The following is a 16,312-nucleotide window of genomic DNA, read 5'->3' on the forward strand; positions in this document are numbered from 1 at the left end:
AATAAATCGTATAAATAGTTTATACCGTTTATTCAATATAAATCGTTAAAACGGTTTGTATGGTATGAACGGTATGGCGCCTTGCATACATACGGACGAGAATAGATGGCGAAGATTTTTTGCGTAGCGAACCAGAAGGGCGGGGTCGGGAAGACCACCACCACCGTCAACCTGTCGGCAGGCCTGGCCAAGCTGAACCAGCGCGTGCTGCTGGTCGACCTCGACCCGCAGGGCAATGCCACGATGGGCGCGGGCATCAACAAGGCCGCGCTCGAAGGCTCGATCTACCAGGTACTGCTGGGCGAGCTCGACGTGACCGCCGCGCGCCAGCGCTCGGAGGCAGGGCGCTTCGACGTGCTGCCCGCCAACCGCGAGCTGGCCGGCGCCGAGGTCGAGATGGTCGCCCTGGAAAACCGCGAGCGCCGTCTCAAGGAAGCGCTGGCGGCGGTGGACCAGGATTACGACTTCATCCTGGTCGACTGCCCGCCCGCGCTGTCGCTGCTGACCCTGAACGGACTGTGCGCGGCGCACGGCGTGATCATCCCGATGCAGTGCGAGTACTACGCGCTCGAAGGACTGTCCGACCTGGTCAACACGATCAAGAAGGTGCATGCCAACCTGAACACCGACCTGCGCATCATCGGTTTGCTGCGGGTGATGTTCGATCCGCGCATGACCTTGTCGCAGCAGGTGTCGAGCCAGCTCGAACAGCACTTCGGCGACAAGGTCTTCAAGACCATCATTCCGCGCAACGTGCGTCTGGCCGAAGCGCCGTCCTACGGCATGCCGGGCGTGGTGTTCGATCCGTCCTCGAAGGGCGCGCAGGCGTACATCGCCTTCGGCGCGGAGATGGTCGAGCGCATCAAGACGATGTGACCGTAAAAACTAGTTCTGAAAGCTGACACAGATATGGCAAGCAAAAAACTCAAGGGCCTCGGACGCGGCCTCGACGCGCTGCTCGGCGGCGACAGCCAGCCGGCCCCGGTGAAAGCGCCTTCTTCCTTGAAGATCGACCAGATCCAGGCCGGCAAGTACCAGCCGCGTACGCGCATGGACGAAACCTCGCTCAGCGAACTGGCCGCCTCGATCAAGACCCAGGGCATCATGCAGCCGGTGCTGGTGCGTCCGCTGGGGGAGGGCGCCCAGGTGCCGTACGAGATCATTGCCGGCGAGCGCCGCTTCCGCGCGGCCCAAATGGCCGGGCTCGACGAGATCCCGGTGCTGGTGCGCGACGTCGACGACCAGTCCGCCGCGGCCATGGCCCTGATCGAGAACATCCAGCGCGAAGACCTGAACCCGCTCGAAGAGGCGCAGGGCATCCAGCGCCTGATCAACGACTTCAGCTTTACCCACGAGCAGGCCGCCGCCGCGGTCGGCCGCTCGCGCAGCGCCGTCTCGAACCTGCTGCGCCTGATTAACCTGGCCCAGCCGGTGCAAACCATGCTGATGGCCGGCGACATCGACATGGGCCACGCGCGCGCGCTGCTGGCGGTCGACAGTGCCGAACAGATCACCCTGGCCACCCAGGTGATCGCCAAGCGCCTGTCGGTACGCGAAACCGAAAAGCTGGTGGCCCGCGCGCTCGAAGAGCAGTCGAGCCCGGCGGTTGCGGCGCGCGCCAAGGACAAGCCGGGCGACATCGTGCGCCTGGAAGAGGAACTGTCGGACAAGCTGGCGACGCCGGTGGTATTCAAGATGGGCGCCAAGGGTAAAGGCCAGCTGATCATCGACTTCGCCGACCTCGACATCCTGGATGGTGTGCTGGCCCGCCTGCGCGCCTGAATTGTGTCTTGAACAGGGGTGGCCGGGGCTTGCCTGCCCCGCGTGCAACTGACGTATGCATGCCACGCCCGCTCAAGGCGAAGCGCGTTTGCAAGCGCCGCCGGCGCCTTCGGCCATCCTACTGACCCACGAGTTAAGTAATTGAAAATATGGGCTTTTTATCCGGGCCCATGTTGCTCCCATCACATCTTTACGTAGCAGTTATAAGCGCGGAATCGTTTGACTCGCGTCCGTATAACCACTTATAATTCCGCTGATTCATGTAATTACCACATCGTAACTGTCCGATCGCGCGGCGAGAAACCAGAACAATATGTTGCGCATCGTCTCCCTGCAATTGATTGCAACAGCAGTCGCCGGCGCCATCGCCGCACTGCTGGGGGGATGGTCTGCGATGTTTTCGGCAGTACTGGGCGGTTTGTGTTGTGTAGTGCCCAACGGCATCATGGCAGTACGGCTGTTCGCCAGCGCCCAACGGGCCGGTGGCGCCAGTCCTGCAACATTCTTCATCTGGGAATTTATAAAGATTGCTCTAACGCTGGTGCTGCTGGGTGCTACCGCGTGGCTGTACCACGATCTGAACTGGCTGGCGCTACTTGCCGGGTTCATCGTGGCGCTGAAAAGTTACATATTCTTATTATTTAGGCACTGAAAAATGGCGACTCCAATCGAAGGCGCAGCGCACGCGCCCACCGCTTCAGAATACATCAAGCACCACCTGGGCCATCTGTCGAACCAGCATCAGCACGGTCCGGTTGATTTTTCGGTCATCCACTACGACACCCTGTTCTGGTCGATCGCCATGGGCGTGCTCGGCTGCCTGATCATGTGGATGGCAGCACGTAAAGCCACCTCGGGCGTGCCAGGCCGTTTCCAGGCTGCCGTCGAGATGCTGGTCGAGATGGTCGAAGACCAGTCGAAGTCGATCGTCCATGGCGACCGCAGCTTCATCGCACCAGCCGCACTGACCGTGTTTGTCTGGGTTGCCCTGATGAACTCGCTGGACTTCCTGCCGGTCGACATGTTCTCGTTTGCCTTCGCCGCCTTCGGCGTGGAGCACCTGTTCCCGTATCACCGCGTGGTTCCGACCGCCGACCTGAACGGCACCATCGGCATTTCGCTCGGCGTGCTGCTCCTGATGCTGTACTACGGCATCAAGATCAAGGGCTTCGGCGGCTGGATCCACGAACTGTTCGCAGCACCGTTTGGCATCTGGATGGCGCCGTTCAACCTGCTCCTGAACATCATCGAATACGCAGCAAAAATGGTGTCGCTCGGTATGCGACTGTTCGGCAACATGTTCGCCGGCGAGCTGCTGTTCCTATTGATCGCTTTGCTTGGTTCGACCGCCACCATCTTCGGTTTCGTCGGCCAGGTAATTGCAGGCTCGATCTGGGCGATCTTCCACATCCTGATCGTGTTCCTGCAGGCATTCATCTTCATGATGCTGACGCTGGTGTATCTCGGTCAGGCCCATGAAGGCCACTGATCGGCGCCGCAAGCATCGAACAGATAGTGGTTGTAAAGAAGTTGTAGTTTTTAATCTAGTTCTTAAATTAACTTTTGGAGTTACACATGACTGACCTTTCTTTTGTTGCACTGGCTTGCGGTTTGATCATCGGCCTCGGCGCTATCGGTGCTTGCATCGGTATCGCACTGATGGGCGGTAAATACCTCGAAGCTTCTGCACGTCAGCCAGAACTGATGAACACCCTGCAGACCAAGATGTTCCTGCTGGCTGGTCTGATCGACGCGGCATTCCTGATCGGTGTCGGTATCGCCATGCTGTTCGCCTTCGCGAACCCGTTCACCGGCTAAGACACACGTCTTGACGTATTGAAGAGCCGAACCGACTCCGGTTCGGCATCCGTGTTTCTGTAATAAGGAAAATACCGTGAACCTTAACGCAACGATGTTTGCACAGCTCGTGGTCTTCCTCATCCTGGCCGCCTTCACGATGAAATTCGTGTGGCCGCCGCTGATGAAAGCACTCGACGAGCGTGCTGAGAGGATTGCGAATGGCCTGGCAGCCGCCGACCGTGGCAAGGCCGACCTGGCCGCCGCCGAAAAGCGCGTGCAGGCCGAAATGGCCGGCGCCCGTGACGAAGTCCAGAAGCGCATCACCGACGCCGAAAAGCGCGCTGCCCAGATCATCGACGCAGCCAAGGCGACCGCCGCCGAAGAAGCCGCCCGTATCGTCGCTGCCGCCCACGCCGACGCCGAGCAGCAAGTGACCCGCGCCCGCGAAGAACTGCGTGGCCAGGTGGCCGCACTGGCAGTGCAAGGCGCCGAGCAGATCCTGAAGCGTGAAGTGAACCCAGCGGTCCACGCCGACCTGCTGTCGCAACTGTCGACCGAGCTCTGATCATGGCTGAACTCGCAACCGTCGCCCGTCCTTACGCCGAAGCGCTGTTCCGTGTTGCCCAGTCGGGCGACATGGCCGCCTGGTCGGCCGTCACCGCCGAGCTGGGCCAGATCGGCGCCAATTCGGAAGTGCAGGCTTTCGCCAGCAACCCGAAGGTCACCACCGCCCAGCTGGCCGACACGATTGCGTCCCTGGTCAAGTCGCCGCTGAACGCTGAAGCGAAGAACTTTATCGCGATGCTGGCCGATAACGGCCGCGTCAACCTGCTGCCCGAAATCGCCGCCCAGTTCGCGGCACTGAAGAACGCCAACGAAGGTGCCGCCGATGCGGCGATCTTCAGCGCCTTCGAGATCTCGGGTGACCAGCTGTCGCAGCTGGTCGCCAAGCTGGAACAGAAATTTGGCCGCAAGCTGAACCCAACGGTGACAGTGGATCCTTCGCTGATCGGTGGTGTGCGCGTGGTCGTCGGCGACGAAGTGCTCGATACCTCGGTACGCGCCAAGCTGCAACAGATGCATGTTGCGCTGGCCTCGTAATCGATCGATATCTGGCAGCACGCGCCGGCGCTAGCGCCCTTGCCCTACGCATCAAAAACATTTGGAGTTAGCACTCATGCAACTTAATTCTTCTGAAATCAGCGAACTGATCAAGAGCCGCATCCAGGGTCTGGAAGGTTCGGCTGAAGTTCGCAATCAAGGCACGGTGATCTCCGTGGCCGACGGTATCTGCCGCATCCATGGTCTGTCGGACGTGATGCAGGGCGAGATGCTGGAATTCCCTGGCAACACCTTCGGCCTGGCGATGAACCTCGAGCGCGACTCGGTCGGCTCGGTCATCCTGGGTGCCTACGAGCACATCTCGGAAGGCGACACCGTCAAGACCACCGGCCGCATCCTGGAAGTGCCGATCGGTCCGGAACTGCGTGGCCGCGTGGTCAACGCACTGGGCCAGCCGATCGACGGCAAGGGTCCGATCAATGCACAACTGACCGCACCGATCGAAAAGATCGCACCGGGCGTCATCGCCCGTGAATCGGTCTCGCAGCCGATGCAGACCGGCATCAAGTCGATCGACGCGATGGTGCCGATCGGCCGCGGCCAGCGTGAGCTGATCATTGGCGACCGCCAGACCGGTAAATCGGCTGTCGCAGTCGACGCGATCATCAACCAGAAGGGCCAGGGCGTCACCTGCGTGTACGTCGCGATCGGCCAGAAGGCATCGACCATCAAGAACATCGTGCGTTCGCTGGAAACGCACGGCGCGATGGAATACACCATCGTGGTCGCCGCTTCGGCGTCGGAATCGGCTGCGATGCAGTACATCTCGGCCTACTCGGGCTGCGCGATGGGCGAATACTTCCGCGACCGCGGCGAAGACGCGCTGATCGTGTACGACGACCTGTCGAAGCAGGCTGTCGCTTACCGCCAGATTTCGCTGCTGCTGCGCCGTCCGCCGGGCCGCGAAGCCTACCCGGGCGACGTGTTCTACCTGCACAGCCGTCTGCTCGAGCGCGCAGCACGCGTGAACGCCGACTACGTCGAGAAGTTCACGGGCGGCGCCGTCACCGGCAAGACCGGTTCGCTGACCGCACTGCCGATCATCGAAACCCAGGCAGGTGACGTCTCGGCATTCGTGCCGACCAACGTGATTTCGATTACCGACGGCCAGATCTTCCTGGAGACCTCGCTGTTCAACGCCGGTATCCGTCCTGCGATCAACGCCGGTATCTCGGTGTCGCGCGTCGGTGGCGCAGCCCAGACCAAGGTCATCAAGAACCTGTCGGGCGGTATCCGTACCGACCTGGCCCAGTACCGTGAGCTGGCTGCGTTCGCGCAGTTCGCCTCCGACCTGGACGAATCGACCCGCAAGCAGCTGGACCGCGGCGCCCGTGTGACCGAACTGCTGAAGCAGCCGCAGTTCTCGCCGCTGTCGACCTCGCTGATGGCCGCTTCGCTGTTCGCCGTCAACAAAGGCTACCTGGACGACATCGAAGTCAAGAAAGTCCTGCCGTTCGAGCACGGACTGCACAACTTCCTGAAGTCGGGCCACGCTGCCCTGCTGTCGAAGATTGACGAAACCAAGCAACTGGACAAGGACAGCGAAGCTGCGCTGGCCGCCGCCATTGCTGATTTCAAAAAATCCGGCGCATATTAATCGTCAAGCCGGCGCCGTGTACGCACGGCGCCGGTGCGCGGAAGGAGTAAGGACTCATGGCAGTAGGCAAAGAGATTCGTGGCAAGATCAAGAGCGTAGAAAATACGAAGAAGATCACCAAGGCGATGGAAATGGTCGCGGCATCGAAAATGCGCAAGGCGCAGGATCGCATGCGCGCCGCCCGTCCCTACAGTGAGAAGGTTCGTAGCATCACCGCCAATCTTGCCGGCGCAAACCCGGAGTACACCCACCCGTTCATGGCGCAAGCCAAGGATGTGAAGGCGAATGCCGTCGGCTTCATCGTCGTCACGACCGACAAGGGTCTGTGCGGCGGCATGAACACCAACGTGCTGCGCCAGGTGACCATGAAGGCGCGCGAAATGGAACAGGCAGGCAAGCGTGTCGAGGCAGTTGCCATCGGCAACAAGGGCCTGGGTTTCCTGAACCGCATGGGCATGAAGCTGGTCTCGCAAGCGACCCAGCTGGGCGACACCCCGCACCTGGACAAGCTGATCGGCCCGGTCAAAGTGATGCTGGACGCGTACCAGGAAGGCAAGCTCGACGCTGTCTACCTGTGCTACACCAAGTTCATCAACACGATGAAGCAGGAACCGATGGTCGAGCAACTGCTGCCGCTGCCCGCAAAGCACATGGAAGCGGAAGCTGGCGGACACAGCTGGGACTACATCTACGAACCGGAAGCGGCCGTCGTCATCGACGAACTGCTGGTGCGTTACGTGGAAGCGCTGGTGTACCAGGCGGTTGCAGAAAACCTGGCGTCCGAGCAATCGGCGCGCATGGTCGCGATGAAGGCCGCGAGCGATAACGCCGGCAGTGTCATCAGCGACCTGAAGCTGGTCTACAACAAGACCCGCCAGGCGGCGATTACCAAAGAACTCTCCGAGATCGTCTCGGGCGCAGCAGCTGTCTAAGCGCGCCGGACCGATCAACAGTAAAAGAATTTAACTATATATCTGAAGGAACGAACATGGCTGATGGCAAAATCGTTCAGTGTATCGGCGCAGTGGTCGACGTGGAATTCCCACGTAACGCCATGCCGAAAGTGTACGACGCACTGAAAATGGAAGGTTCGGAACTGACCCTGGAAGTCCAGCAGCAGCTGGGCGACGGCGTGGTCCGTACCATTGCACTGGGCAGCTCGGAAGGCCTGCGTCGCGGCATGATCATCCAGAACACCGGCAACCCGATCATGGTTCCGGTCGGCACCCCGACCCTGGGCCGCATCATGGACGTGCTGGGCAACCCGATCGACGAATGCGGTCCGGTCAGCCACGAGCGCATGGCATCGATCCACCGCGATGCGCCGGCCTACGACGAACTGTCGCCGTCGACCGACCTGCTGGAAACCGGCATCAAGGTCATCGACCTGGTCTGCCCGTTCGCCAAAGGCGGTAAAGTCGGCCTGTTCGGCGGCGCCGGCGTCGGCAAGACCGTCAACATGATGGAACTGATCAACAACATCGCCAAGGCACACTCGGGTCTGTCCGTGTTCGCCGGCGTGGGTGAGCGTACCCGTGAAGGTAACGACTTCTACCACGAGATGGCCGATGCCAAGGTGGTCGACCTGGAAAACCCTGCCAACTCGAAAGTGGCAATGGTCTACGGTCAGATGAACGAACCGCCGGGCAACCGTCTGCGCGTCGCGCTGACCGGCCTGACCATGGCGGAAGCCTTCCGCGATGAAGGCAAGGACGTTCTGTTCTTCGTCGACAACATCTACCGCTACACCCTGGCCGGTACCGAAGTGTCGGCACTGCTGGGCCGTATGCCGTCCGCGGTGGGCTACCAGCCGACCCTGGCCGAAGAAATGGGCCGCCTGCAAGAGCGCATCACCTCGACCAAGACCGGTTCGATCACCTCGATCCAGGCCGTGTACGTCCCTGCGGATGACTTGACCGACCCGTCGCCGGCCACCACCTTCGCCCACCTGGACTCGACCGTCGTTCTGTCGCGTGACATCGCTTCGCTGGGTATCTACCCGGCAGTCGATCCGCTCGACTCGACCTCGCGCCAGCTGGACCCGCTGGTCGTCGGTGAAGAGCACTACAACACCGCGCGCGCCGTGCAGAACACCCTGCAGCGCTACAAGGAACTGCGTGACATCATCGCGATTCTGGGCATGGACGAACTGGCGCCGGAAGACAAGCTGGTCGTCGCACGCGCTCGTAAGATGCAGCGTTTCCTGTCGCAGCCGTTCCACGTCGCCGAAGTCTTCACCGGCGCACCAGGCAAGTACGTTTCGCTGAAAGACACGATCAAGGGCTTCAAGATGATCGCGTCGGGCGAACTGGACCACCTGCCGGAGCAGGCCTTCTACATGGTCGGCACCATCGAGGAAGCGATCGAGAAGGCCAAGAAACTGGCTGCCTAAGCCGGCTTCAACCTGAGGACAGACATGGCAAATACGATTCAAGTGGACGTGGTCTCGGCCGAAGAGAGTATCTTCTCCGGCCAGGCCGAATTCGTCGCGCTGCCGGGTGAAGCGGGTGAGCTGGGTATCTACCCGAAGCACACCCCCCTCATCACGCGCATCAGGCCAGGTGCTGTACGGATCCAGGTCGCCGGCGGCGGCGAAGAGTTCGTCTTCGTCGCAGGCGGTATCCTCGAAGTGCAGCCGAACGGCGTGACCGTGCTGGCCGACACCGCGATCCGCGGTGGCGACCTGGACGAAGCGAAGGCACTGGAAGCAAAGAAGCAGGCCGAAGAGCTGATGCTGAACAAGGAATCGAAGATCGACTACGCGAAAGCCCAGGCCGAAATGGCCGCGGCGATCGCGCAGCTGGCGGCGATCCAGAAGCTGCGCACGCGCGGACGCTAAGCATCCGCTCCTGCGGTACAAGAAGGCAGCCTGCGGGCTGCCTTTTTTTTTAGCACTGTCCAGCTTGATCACGGTTTGTAGGGTGGGCGGCTCCACCCGACGGCCTGGCATACCGGGATCCTGGCTGCCGCCCGCGCGTTCACATCCCCCTCGAGCAGATGGGACGACAATGCATATGATGATTGGACGCGTGGGCGGCGTCCGCGGCCCGGCTGCTCACCCGGCAGGGTAGAGCCGCCCACCCTACCGGTGAGCGCAGACTGCAAGTGGTGCTGTCATCGAAAGCAGCGCACGGTTAGCCAGCGCACGGGTGGGCACCGCGTTCCGGTTTAGTATCGGCTCTCCAGCATGAGACGCGTCGGGCCGGACCATGGCAATCCCTCCAGAACACCCTGAACAGCAAGCCGAGAACGCGGCTTGCGCGCTGCCGCCGGACGCCCGCTTCGGCCAGACCCTGTACCGCTTCCTGTTCTTCGACTGGCTGTTCCGCGACGTGAGCCGGGCCCGCAACCTATATGAACGCCACGCCGCGCGCGAACACAACCGGCGCATGAGCCGCTATCTGCCGGTCTACATGCGGCGCTGGTCGGTGCTGGCCACCTTCGACTTCGCGCTCGGCTTCCTGTTCGAGCGGGTGCTGTCCGCCACCATGCTGTCGGCCGTGTTCTTCACCGGCTCCTGCGTGACCGTCACCGGCATCGTCGTGATGACCGTGACCTGGCTGTTCCTGACCTACGCCAAGCTGTCCTGAGCATCGTGCGGCGCTTTCGTTCGCCCCCGGCTGGCGACCACTCGGCCCATCCGGACGACCACTGATCGGCTCCCGATTGCGGCAGGCGCCGCCCGGTACGTACAGTCGCGGCATCCATAACAACAAAGGAAGGCCGACCATGTTGATCCGATCCGCCCTCTGCGCCGCCGTGCTGCTGCTGTGCCAGCCGCATGTGGTTTTCGCCGCCGACACCACCCTGGACCAGCCGCTGGGCAAGCGCGCCCTGGAAGACCTGTCCTTCCGCGTGCAGGCGGCCATCGTTCCCTACTTCCCGCCCGAGGCGCCGGGCGCCACCATCATCGTCGTCAAGAACGGCCAGACGGTGCTGCGCAAGGCCTACGGCATGGCGGACGCCCCCCGCGGCATCAAGATGACGCCCGAGATGGCATTGCGCATCGGCTCGATGACCAAGCAGTTCACCGCGACCGCCATCCTGCTGCTGGCGGACGAACGCAAGCTCGCGCTCGAGGACGAGATCACCAAATATTTGCCCGACTATCCGACCCAGGGCAAGAAAATCACCGTCGAGCACCTGTTGACGCATACCTCGGGCATCGCCAGCTACACCGGCATGCCGGGCTTCGCGCAGCGCGCGCCGCAGGACACCACGGTGGCGGCCCTGATCGACACCTTCAAGAACGAACCGATGCAGTTCGAGCCGGGCAGCACCTGGCGCTACAACAACTCCGGCTACTACCTGCTCGGCGCCATCATCGAGAAGGTCTCCGGCCAGCCCTACCACCAGTTCCTCGCGGAGCGCATCTTCGTGCCGCTCGGGATGGAACATACCGCCTACGAGGGCTACGAACGCAACGCGTGGCCGAGCGCCGCTGGCCACGCCCTGGGCGCGCAAGGGTTCGGTCCGGCGCGCACGCTCGGCAAGAACCAGTCCTACGCTGCGGGAGAGCTGGTCTCGACCGTGGACGACCTGGCGAAGTGGGACGCGGCGGTGGGCAGGAAACTGCTCAAGCCGGCCACCTGGCAGCGCGCTTTTACTTCCTACCGGCTGACGGGCGGTAAAGACAGCCACTATGGCTATGGCTGGGAGATGACCCTGATCCAGGGCGAAGCGACCATCGGCCACAGCGGCTCGACCCGGGGCTTTCGCTCCTATGGCCTGCGCATCCCCAGCAAGGGCGTGTATGTGGCGGTGCTGACCAATGGCGATTCGGGCACCGTGGTGCCGGACGTGGTGGCGCGCCGGGCGGCGGCGGCGGCCATCGGCAAGCCGCTGCCGGAATTCAGGGAAGTGCGGCTCGACGCCGCCGCGCTGGATGCGGTGGCGGGCGTCTACACGCTCGACCAGGACACCAAGCGCGTGTTCCGCCGCGACGGCGAGTTCCTCGCGCTGCAGCGTCCAGGGCGCGGACCGGTGACGCTCAAGGCCATGTCGGCCAACGAATTCTTCGTGCCGGAAACGGTGGACTGGTTCGTGTTCCAGCGCGAAGGGGGAGGGAGCGCCGGCAAGGTGACCGGCGTGACCTACCACCAGGACGGACGGGAACAAACCCATGTACGCAGCGGCGAGGCGCCGCCGCCGCGGATCGCGGCGAAGATTCTCGATGCCGCCTTCGACGCGCACGTCGGACACTACGAGATGCAGCCCGGGATGGTGCTGGAAGTCCAGCGCGAAGGCAGCCGTTATTTCGTGCAGCCGACCGGCCAGCGCCGACTGGAGATCTTCCCGCTGAGCGAGACCCGGTTCTTCGGACGCGATGTCGATGCCGAGATCAGCTTCGAGGGGCAAGGCCTGCAGTTCAAGCAGGGCGGGCGCAACTTTACTGCGCGCCGGATTTGACGAGCGTAGGGTGGTCGGCTCTGCCGACCGCGCGTTCAAGCAGCTGATGATCAGCTGATCTGCTATTCATCGGGGAGTTGAACGCCCACCCGAATTTACAGATGTTCTAGCGTTGCGCGGCCTGCTCCCCCGCCAAACGCAAGGCCACCTTGTGCCGGAAATAATCCTCCTTCACGTAGCGGTACAGGTTCGCCCCCGGGCATACGGTGTTATCCGAATAGTCGCGGTGGCTCTGGATGTCGTCCAGCGCCACCCCGTACTTCGCCGCCAGCAGCGCCATCAGGTCGACCACCGCGTCCAGCTGCCGCTGGTTCGGTTCGACTTCCTCGAAATTACCCACCACCTCGATCAGGGCGTGGCCGGTCGGGTCGTACTCGGTGTTGGTGTCGCCCGCGAAGTCGATCTTGCGCGCTTCGTAGATGCGGCCGTCGAGGTCGATCACATAGTGGTACGGGATGTCGAGCCAGCCCTTGGTAGCACGCGACCAGCTTTGCAGGCGGCGCAGGTAGGCTTGCGGATCGGTGCCGGGTGTGAACGGCTCGCCCTGGTGGTGCAGGGTGATCTGGCGGATGCTGTGGCGGCGCGCCTTGGCCGGGTCGGCCGGGGTGCCACCCCAGCCGGACACCGGAACGATGGCGCGTTCCACCGCGGCCAGCGGCTCGGCGCCATGGGTGGACAGGGTGGTCAGCGACAGGACCAGGGCAGCGAGGGCAGGGAAGACGGGCAGGCGCATGGACATACTCGAGTAGGGACGAGTCCGCATCTTTCCACGTTTGCGCCGGCGGCGCCAGCGCTGCCACGTGAACGATGCACATCTGATAAGCTGGAGCCCGGCCTTTGAACCCACTGACACCACCATGAGAAGCATTGACCAGATCCTCAGCGACAGCAAGACCATCGCCATCGTCGGCCTGTCGAACAAGCCCGACCGTGCCAGCCACGAAGTGGCTGCTTACTTGCAAGGAAACGGCTACCGCATCGTCCCGGTCAACCCGAGCTACGCGGGCCAGACCATCCTGGGCGAGCAGGTGTACCCGACGCTGCAGGAAGCGGCCGATGCCCTGGCCGGCAGCGGCCAGCAGATCGACATCGTCGACTGCTTCCGCAAATCGGAAGACATTGCGCCGATCGCGCGCGATGCGATCGCCGTGCGCGCCGGCTGCCTCTGGATGCAGCTCGACATCGAGAACCAGGCGGCCGCCGACCTGGCGCGCGCCGCCGGCCTGGACGTGGTCATGAACCACTGCATCAAGATCGAGCACCGTAGCCTGAACAGCTAATGAACGGCGCGGGCCGGCCACGCCGGTGATCCCGACAAGGGCGGCTGCGTTACAATCATGGCATTCCAACCCGAGGGAACTCCCCGCCATGTCCAAGACCACCGCTCTGCCGTTCGCCTCCCTTGCCGCCGCTGTGCTTGCGGTCTGCGCCGCCCTGCCGGCCGCCGCCCAAACCGGCACCGCAGCGGGCGCGCCGGCGGCCGCGCGCATGCCGGATGGCCGTATGCCCGCCGCCTGCCCGGCGATCCTGAAGCAGAACTTCAAGCGCCTGCAGGACGATGCGCCGCAGGACCTGTGCCAGTACGCCGGCAAGGTGGTGCTGGTGGTGAACACGGCCAGCTACTGCGGCTTTACCAAGCAGTACGAAGGCCTGGAGAAGCTGTACGCGAAGTACGGCGGCCGCGGCCTGGTGGTGCTGGGCTTCCCCTCGAACGACTTCGGCAAGCAGGAGCCGGGCAATTCGAAAGAGATCGCCGACTTCTGCTTCAACACCTATGGCGTCAAGTTCCCGATGTTCGCCAAGAGTGCGGTCACCGGCGCGGAAGCCAACCCGCTGCACGCGAGTCTGACCAAGGCCACCGGCCAGGCGCCGAAATGGAATTTCACGAAATACCTGATCGGCCGCGACGGCAAGGTGATCGAGCATTTCCCGAGCAAGGTGACGCCGGAAGACCCGGCCCTGGTCGGCAAGATCGAACAGGCGCTCACCATGTGATGGCAGGATCGAATAACCTTTTTGGCATTGTGGTTATTTGATCCATATCAACGATTTTTTTGCGCTGCATCAATATTCTTAGCTTCGTCACTGATGACATGACGAAAGGTAAGAAAAATGAAAACGATGTTGCAGCATGCGCTGGCGAGTACCCTTGCGATCACCCTTGCGCTCGCCGGCAGCCAGGCCCTGGCACAAGACACCAACTGGATGGTGCGCGCGCGCGCCGTCCACCTCGACCCGGCGAACGAATCGGCGCCGCTGGCCGGCACCGGCGCGGCGGACCGCATCCACGTCAGCAGCAAGACCATCCCGGAAGTCGATATCTCCTACTTCTTCACGCCGAACCTGGCGGCGGAGTTGGTCCTGACGTATCCACAGAAGCACCACGTCACCCTGGACGGCGCGCGCATCGGCAGCTTCCGCCACCTGCCGCCGACCCTGAGCGCCCAGTACCACTTCGCACCGCAGTCGAGCTTCAATCCCTACCTGGGCGCAGGCGTCAACTACACCCGCATCTCGCACGTGAAGCTGTTGAACGGCGCGGCCGACCTCGAGAACGACAGCTGGGGCCTGTCGCTGCAGGCCGGCGTGGATGTCCGCTTGGATGCGCGCTGGTCGCTCAACTTCGACGTGAAAAAAGTGAACATCCGCAGCGACGTGCTGCTGGGTGGCGCGAAAGCCAGTCACGTGAAGGTGGACCCCGTGTTGTTCGGCGTCGGCGTCGGCTACCGCTTCTGAAACAGACGCTTAGCTTCTCTGCGGGTCGTCCAGCAGGACCGCCCGCAGCGGCCCGCGCAGGGCATTGCAGACCACGATGTCGTCTGCACTTGCCAGCATGGCGCGGGTGATCACGCGTTCGCTTGCGTTCCAGGCGGGCGCCTGCAGCATCACGCCACGCATCACGCCGGGCAGCAGCCCGCAGGACAGCGGCGGCGTGAGCCACTCCGTGCCGAAGCGCACGAACACATTGCTGCGTCCCCCTTCGGTCAATTCCCCCCGCTCGTTGAAGAACAGGGCGTCGAAGGCGCCCTGCGCCTCGGCGGCGCGCCAGGCCGCGTCGTAGCGGCTGCGCACGCTGGTCTTGTGGCGCAGGAAGACGTCACCCGAATGCGTGGTCTCGTTCGCCAGCAGCAGCGGCACCGGTTCGCTTACCGGCGCCAGCGGACCCGCCTGCAGCGCGATCTCGCCGCCGGGCACCACCGACAGGCGCAGCCGGTGCAGCTGCCCCGGGGGCAGGGCCAGGCAAGCCTCGTTGAGCGCCGCGCGCGCGCCGCCGTAGTCGAACGGGTGGCCGAAGTAGCGGCAGGAGGCGGCCAGGCGATCGAGGTGCTGCTCGACGTGGCGGCAGCCGTGCTCCTGGCTGGCGCGCAGGGTCTCGAAGAGCTCGAACTCGTTGGGCAGGCCGGTGAGAAAGCCCGCCTTGAGCCGGCATTCGGCGAATTCCGAGGCCGCGTCGCTGTCGTACACGATGCCGGCGCCCACGCCCAGCTCCCCCTTGCGGACGCCGCCTTCGGGGCTGCCCAGCGCCAGCGTGCGGATCGGGACCGACAGGCAAAAATTGCCGAAACCCGCGCCGAAGGCCTGGCCTGCCTGCGGCGGATCGAACCAGCCGATCGCGCCGGTATAGATGCCGCGCGCGCCCGGTTCGAGTTCGTGGATGATCTCCATGGTGCGGCGCTTGGGCGCGCCCGTGATCGAGCCGCAGGGGTAGAGCGCGTCGAACAGCTGCTCCAGGCTGGCGTCGGCGCGCAGGCGGGCCTGCACGGTCGAGGTCATCTGCAGCACGCTGCCGTAGCGGCGCACCTCGAACAGCGCCGGCACCTCGACGCTGCCGGTCTCGGCCACCCGTCCCAGGTCGTTGCGCAGCAGGTCGACGATCATCAGGTTTTCGGCGCGGTTCTTGGTGTCCTGCGCCAGCGCCTGGGCGCGCTCGTCGTCCACCGCGTCGATGCCGCTGGCTGGCGCGGTGCCCTTCATGGGGCGCGCGGTGAGCACGCCGGCGTCGTGGCGCACGAACAGTTCGGGCGAGAAGGACAGCAGCGCGCTGCCGTCGGGCAGGGCTACCAGGGCGCCGTAGGGCACGCGCTGGCGCGCGCGCAGCCGCGCATACAGCTTGACCAGCGGGCCGTAGGCGTCGAAGCGCAGGCGGTAGGTGTAGTTGACCTGGTAGGTGTCGCCGGCGGCGATGTAGTCGCGGATGCGCCCGATCGCCGCGGTGAACGCGGTTTCGTCGACGTTGGGTGTGATGCCGGCCACGCCGGCCAGTGCGGTGTCTGGCGCGCGGGTGGCGATCCAGGCGGCGACCTGGCTTGCATCGAGGTGCTCGCATTGTTCGAACAGCAGCACCTGCGCCAGCGCCCCCGGCACCGGGTGCGCCGCGATGCCGTGCAGCTGCGCCCCCAGCTCGTAGGTGAGGAGCGGCACCGCGTACAGGCCGCGTGCCAGGGCGTCCTGCATGTCGCGCAGCAGTGGGGGCCAGTCGGCGGGGCGGTCGCAGCGCAGCGTGCCGGCGTGGCGGCTGTACAGGCGCGAACGGGCCTCCTGGGTGGCGCCGGCGTCGTCCAGCAGCGCGAAGACTTCCTGGGTGTCCATTGAATGCTCCGG

At 63.6% G+C, this 16,312-nt stretch carries 18 protein-coding genes; 16 read left to right on the forward strand and 2 right to left on the reverse strand.

Annotated features, from left to right (window positions below; translation table 11 throughout):
* Positions 1 to 105 precede the first annotated feature (105 nt).
* From IM543_01320 to IM543_01380, 13 genes are all read left to right on the forward strand, one after another.
* The gene (locus tag IM543_01320; GenBank protein ID QOY94596.1) at positions 106 to 876 is read left to right on the forward strand and encodes a ParA family protein; all 771 of its coding nucleotides are present in this window, start codon (positions 106 to 108) and stop codon (positions 874 to 876) included.
* A gap of 33 nt (positions 877 to 909) precedes the next feature.
* On the forward strand, positions 910 to 1,782 hold the full coding sequence (locus IM543_01325; protein QOY94597.1) for a ParB/RepB/Spo0J family partition protein: 873 nt from the start codon (positions 910 to 912) through the stop codon (positions 1,780 to 1,782).
* A 313-nt stretch (positions 1,783 to 2,095) separates the two neighbouring features.
* Positions 2,096 to 2,434 (forward strand): ATP synthase subunit I, encoded by a 339-nt coding sequence (locus tag IM543_01330; protein QOY94598.1) that lies wholly within the window; start codon positions 2,096 to 2,098, stop codon positions 2,432 to 2,434.
* Between the two features lie 3 nt (positions 2,435 to 2,437).
* Positions 2,438 to 3,271, forward strand: coding sequence for a F0F1 ATP synthase subunit A (atpB, locus tag IM543_01335; protein QOY94599.1), 834 nt, complete (start codon positions 2,438 to 2,440; stop codon positions 3,269 to 3,271).
* A gap of 86 nt (positions 3,272 to 3,357) precedes the next feature.
* Positions 3,358 to 3,600 carry a F0F1 ATP synthase subunit C gene (gene atpE / locus IM543_01340; protein ID QOY94600.1) on the forward strand — a complete coding sequence of 81 codons (243 nt, stop codon included), beginning with the start codon at positions 3,358 to 3,360 and terminating at the stop codon, positions 3,598 to 3,600.
* 76 nt (positions 3,601 to 3,676) lie between these two features.
* Positions 3,677 to 4,147: a F0F1 ATP synthase subunit B gene (locus IM543_01345; protein QOY94601.1), complete on the forward strand. Its 471-nt coding sequence runs from the start codon at positions 3,677 to 3,679 to the stop codon at positions 4,145 to 4,147.
* A gap of 2 nt (positions 4,148 to 4,149) precedes the next feature.
* Entirely contained in the window at positions 4,150 to 4,683 is a 534-nt protein-coding gene (locus tag IM543_01350) for a F0F1 ATP synthase subunit delta (protein ID QOY94602.1), read from the forward strand.
* Between the two features lie 76 nt (positions 4,684 to 4,759).
* Positions 4,760 to 6,301, forward strand: a complete 1,542-nt coding sequence (locus IM543_01355) for a F0F1 ATP synthase subunit alpha (GenBank protein QOY94603.1) — start codon at positions 4,760 to 4,762, stop codon at positions 6,299 to 6,301.
* A gap of 56 nt (positions 6,302 to 6,357) precedes the next feature.
* Positions 6,358 to 7,233 carry a F0F1 ATP synthase subunit gamma gene (atpG, locus tag IM543_01360; protein ID QOY94604.1) on the forward strand — a complete coding sequence of 292 codons (876 nt, stop codon included), beginning with the start codon at positions 6,358 to 6,360 and terminating at the stop codon, positions 7,231 to 7,233.
* Between the two features lie 56 nt (positions 7,234 to 7,289).
* Positions 7,290 to 8,693: a F0F1 ATP synthase subunit beta gene (gene atpD / locus IM543_01365; protein QOY94605.1), complete on the forward strand. Its 1,404-nt coding sequence runs from the start codon at positions 7,290 to 7,292 to the stop codon at positions 8,691 to 8,693.
* Positions 8,694 to 8,717: 24 nt separating this feature from the next.
* Entirely contained in the window at positions 8,718 to 9,140 is a 423-nt protein-coding gene (locus IM543_01370) for a F0F1 ATP synthase subunit epsilon (GenBank protein QOY94606.1), read from the forward strand.
* Positions 9,141 to 9,510: 370 nt separating this feature from the next.
* Positions 9,511 to 9,891: a hypothetical protein gene (locus tag IM543_01375; GenBank protein ID QOY94607.1), complete on the forward strand. Its 381-nt coding sequence runs from the start codon at positions 9,511 to 9,513 to the stop codon at positions 9,889 to 9,891.
* Positions 9,892 to 10,030: 139 nt separating this feature from the next.
* Positions 10,031 to 11,710 carry a beta-lactamase family protein gene (locus tag IM543_01380; protein QOY94608.1) on the forward strand — a complete coding sequence of 560 codons (1,680 nt, stop codon included), beginning with the start codon at positions 10,031 to 10,033 and terminating at the stop codon, positions 11,708 to 11,710.
* 106 nt (positions 11,711 to 11,816) lie between these two features.
* Here IM543_01380 and IM543_01385 read toward each other — a convergent pair whose 3' ends face one another.
* Complete coding sequence (locus tag IM543_01385; GenBank protein ID QOY94609.1) at positions 11,817 to 12,443, reverse strand: N-acetylmuramoyl-L-alanine amidase; 627 nt, start codon at positions 12,441 to 12,443, stop codon at positions 11,817 to 11,819.
* A gap of 124 nt (positions 12,444 to 12,567) precedes the next feature.
* On the opposite strand from IM543_01385, the gene IM543_01390 reads away from it, so the two are divergent.
* The 3 genes from IM543_01390 to IM543_01400 all read left to right on the forward strand — a co-directional run bounded on the left by IM543_01390 (position 12,568) and on the right by IM543_01400 (position 14,446).
* Entirely contained in the window at positions 12,568 to 12,990 is a 423-nt protein-coding gene (locus IM543_01390; protein QOY94610.1) for a CoA-binding protein, read from the forward strand.
* A gap of 223 nt (positions 12,991 to 13,213) precedes the next feature.
* Positions 13,214 to 13,705 carry a glutathione peroxidase gene (locus IM543_01395; protein QOY96462.1) on the forward strand — a complete coding sequence of 164 codons (492 nt, stop codon included), beginning with the start codon at positions 13,214 to 13,216 and terminating at the stop codon, positions 13,703 to 13,705.
* Between the two features lie 117 nt (positions 13,706 to 13,822).
* Positions 13,823 to 14,446 carry an OmpW family protein gene (locus IM543_01400; protein ID QOY94611.1) on the forward strand — a complete coding sequence of 208 codons (624 nt, stop codon included), beginning with the start codon at positions 13,823 to 13,825 and terminating at the stop codon, positions 14,444 to 14,446.
* A gap of 9 nt (positions 14,447 to 14,455) precedes the next feature.
* Here the strand turns inward: IM543_01400 and IM543_01405 are convergent, their stop codons facing one another.
* Positions 14,456 to 16,300 (reverse strand): chorismate-binding protein, encoded by a 1,845-nt coding sequence (locus tag IM543_01405; protein ID QOY94612.1) that lies wholly within the window; start codon positions 16,298 to 16,300, stop codon positions 14,456 to 14,458.
* Between the last annotated feature and the right edge of the window lie 12 nt (positions 16,301 to 16,312).

Source organism: Massilia sp. UMI-21 (assembly GCA_015277795.1).
GTDB lineage: Bacteria > Pseudomonadota > Gammaproteobacteria > Burkholderiales > Burkholderiaceae_D > Telluria.

Coding starts and splice junctions, on each gene's coding strand:
- IM543_01350 (QOY94602.1), top strand. CDS start 4,150: ATGGCTGAACTCGCAACCGTCGCCCGTCCTTACGCCGAAGCGCTGTTC.
- IM543_01405 (QOY94612.1), bottom strand. CDS start 16,300: ATGGACACCCAGGAAGTCTTCGCGCTGCTGGACGACGCCGGCGCCACC.
- IM543_01330 (QOY94598.1), top strand. CDS start 2,096: ATGTTGCGCATCGTCTCCCTGCAATTGATTGCAACAGCAGTCGCCGGC.
- atpD (QOY94605.1), top strand. CDS start 7,290: ATGGCTGATGGCAAAATCGTTCAGTGTATCGGCGCAGTGGTCGACGTG.
- IM543_01355 (QOY94603.1), top strand. CDS start 4,760: ATGCAACTTAATTCTTCTGAAATCAGCGAACTGATCAAGAGCCGCATC.
- IM543_01385 (QOY94609.1), bottom strand. CDS start 12,443: ATGCGCCTGCCCGTCTTCCCTGCCCTCGCTGCCCTGGTCCTGTCGCTG.
- atpE (QOY94600.1), top strand. CDS start 3,358: ATGACTGACCTTTCTTTTGTTGCACTGGCTTGCGGTTTGATCATCGGC.
- IM543_01380 (QOY94608.1), top strand. CDS start 10,031: ATGTTGATCCGATCCGCCCTCTGCGCCGCCGTGCTGCTGCTGTGCCAG.
- IM543_01325 (QOY94597.1), top strand. CDS start 910: ATGGCAAGCAAAAAACTCAAGGGCCTCGGACGCGGCCTCGACGCGCTG.
- atpG (QOY94604.1), top strand. CDS start 6,358: ATGGCAGTAGGCAAAGAGATTCGTGGCAAGATCAAGAGCGTAGAAAAT.
- IM543_01400 (QOY94611.1), top strand. CDS start 13,823: ATGAAAACGATGTTGCAGCATGCGCTGGCGAGTACCCTTGCGATCACC.
- IM543_01370 (QOY94606.1), top strand. CDS start 8,718: ATGGCAAATACGATTCAAGTGGACGTGGTCTCGGCCGAAGAGAGTATC.
- IM543_01375 (QOY94607.1), top strand. CDS start 9,511: ATGGCAATCCCTCCAGAACACCCTGAACAGCAAGCCGAGAACGCGGCT.
- IM543_01390 (QOY94610.1), top strand. CDS start 12,568: ATGAGAAGCATTGACCAGATCCTCAGCGACAGCAAGACCATCGCCATC.
- atpB (QOY94599.1), top strand. CDS start 2,438: ATGGCGACTCCAATCGAAGGCGCAGCGCACGCGCCCACCGCTTCAGAA.
- IM543_01395 (QOY96462.1), top strand. CDS start 13,214: ATGCCCGCCGCCTGCCCGGCGATCCTGAAGCAGAACTTCAAGCGCCTG.
- IM543_01320 (QOY94596.1), top strand. CDS start 106: ATGGCGAAGATTTTTTGCGTAGCGAACCAGAAGGGCGGGGTCGGGAAG.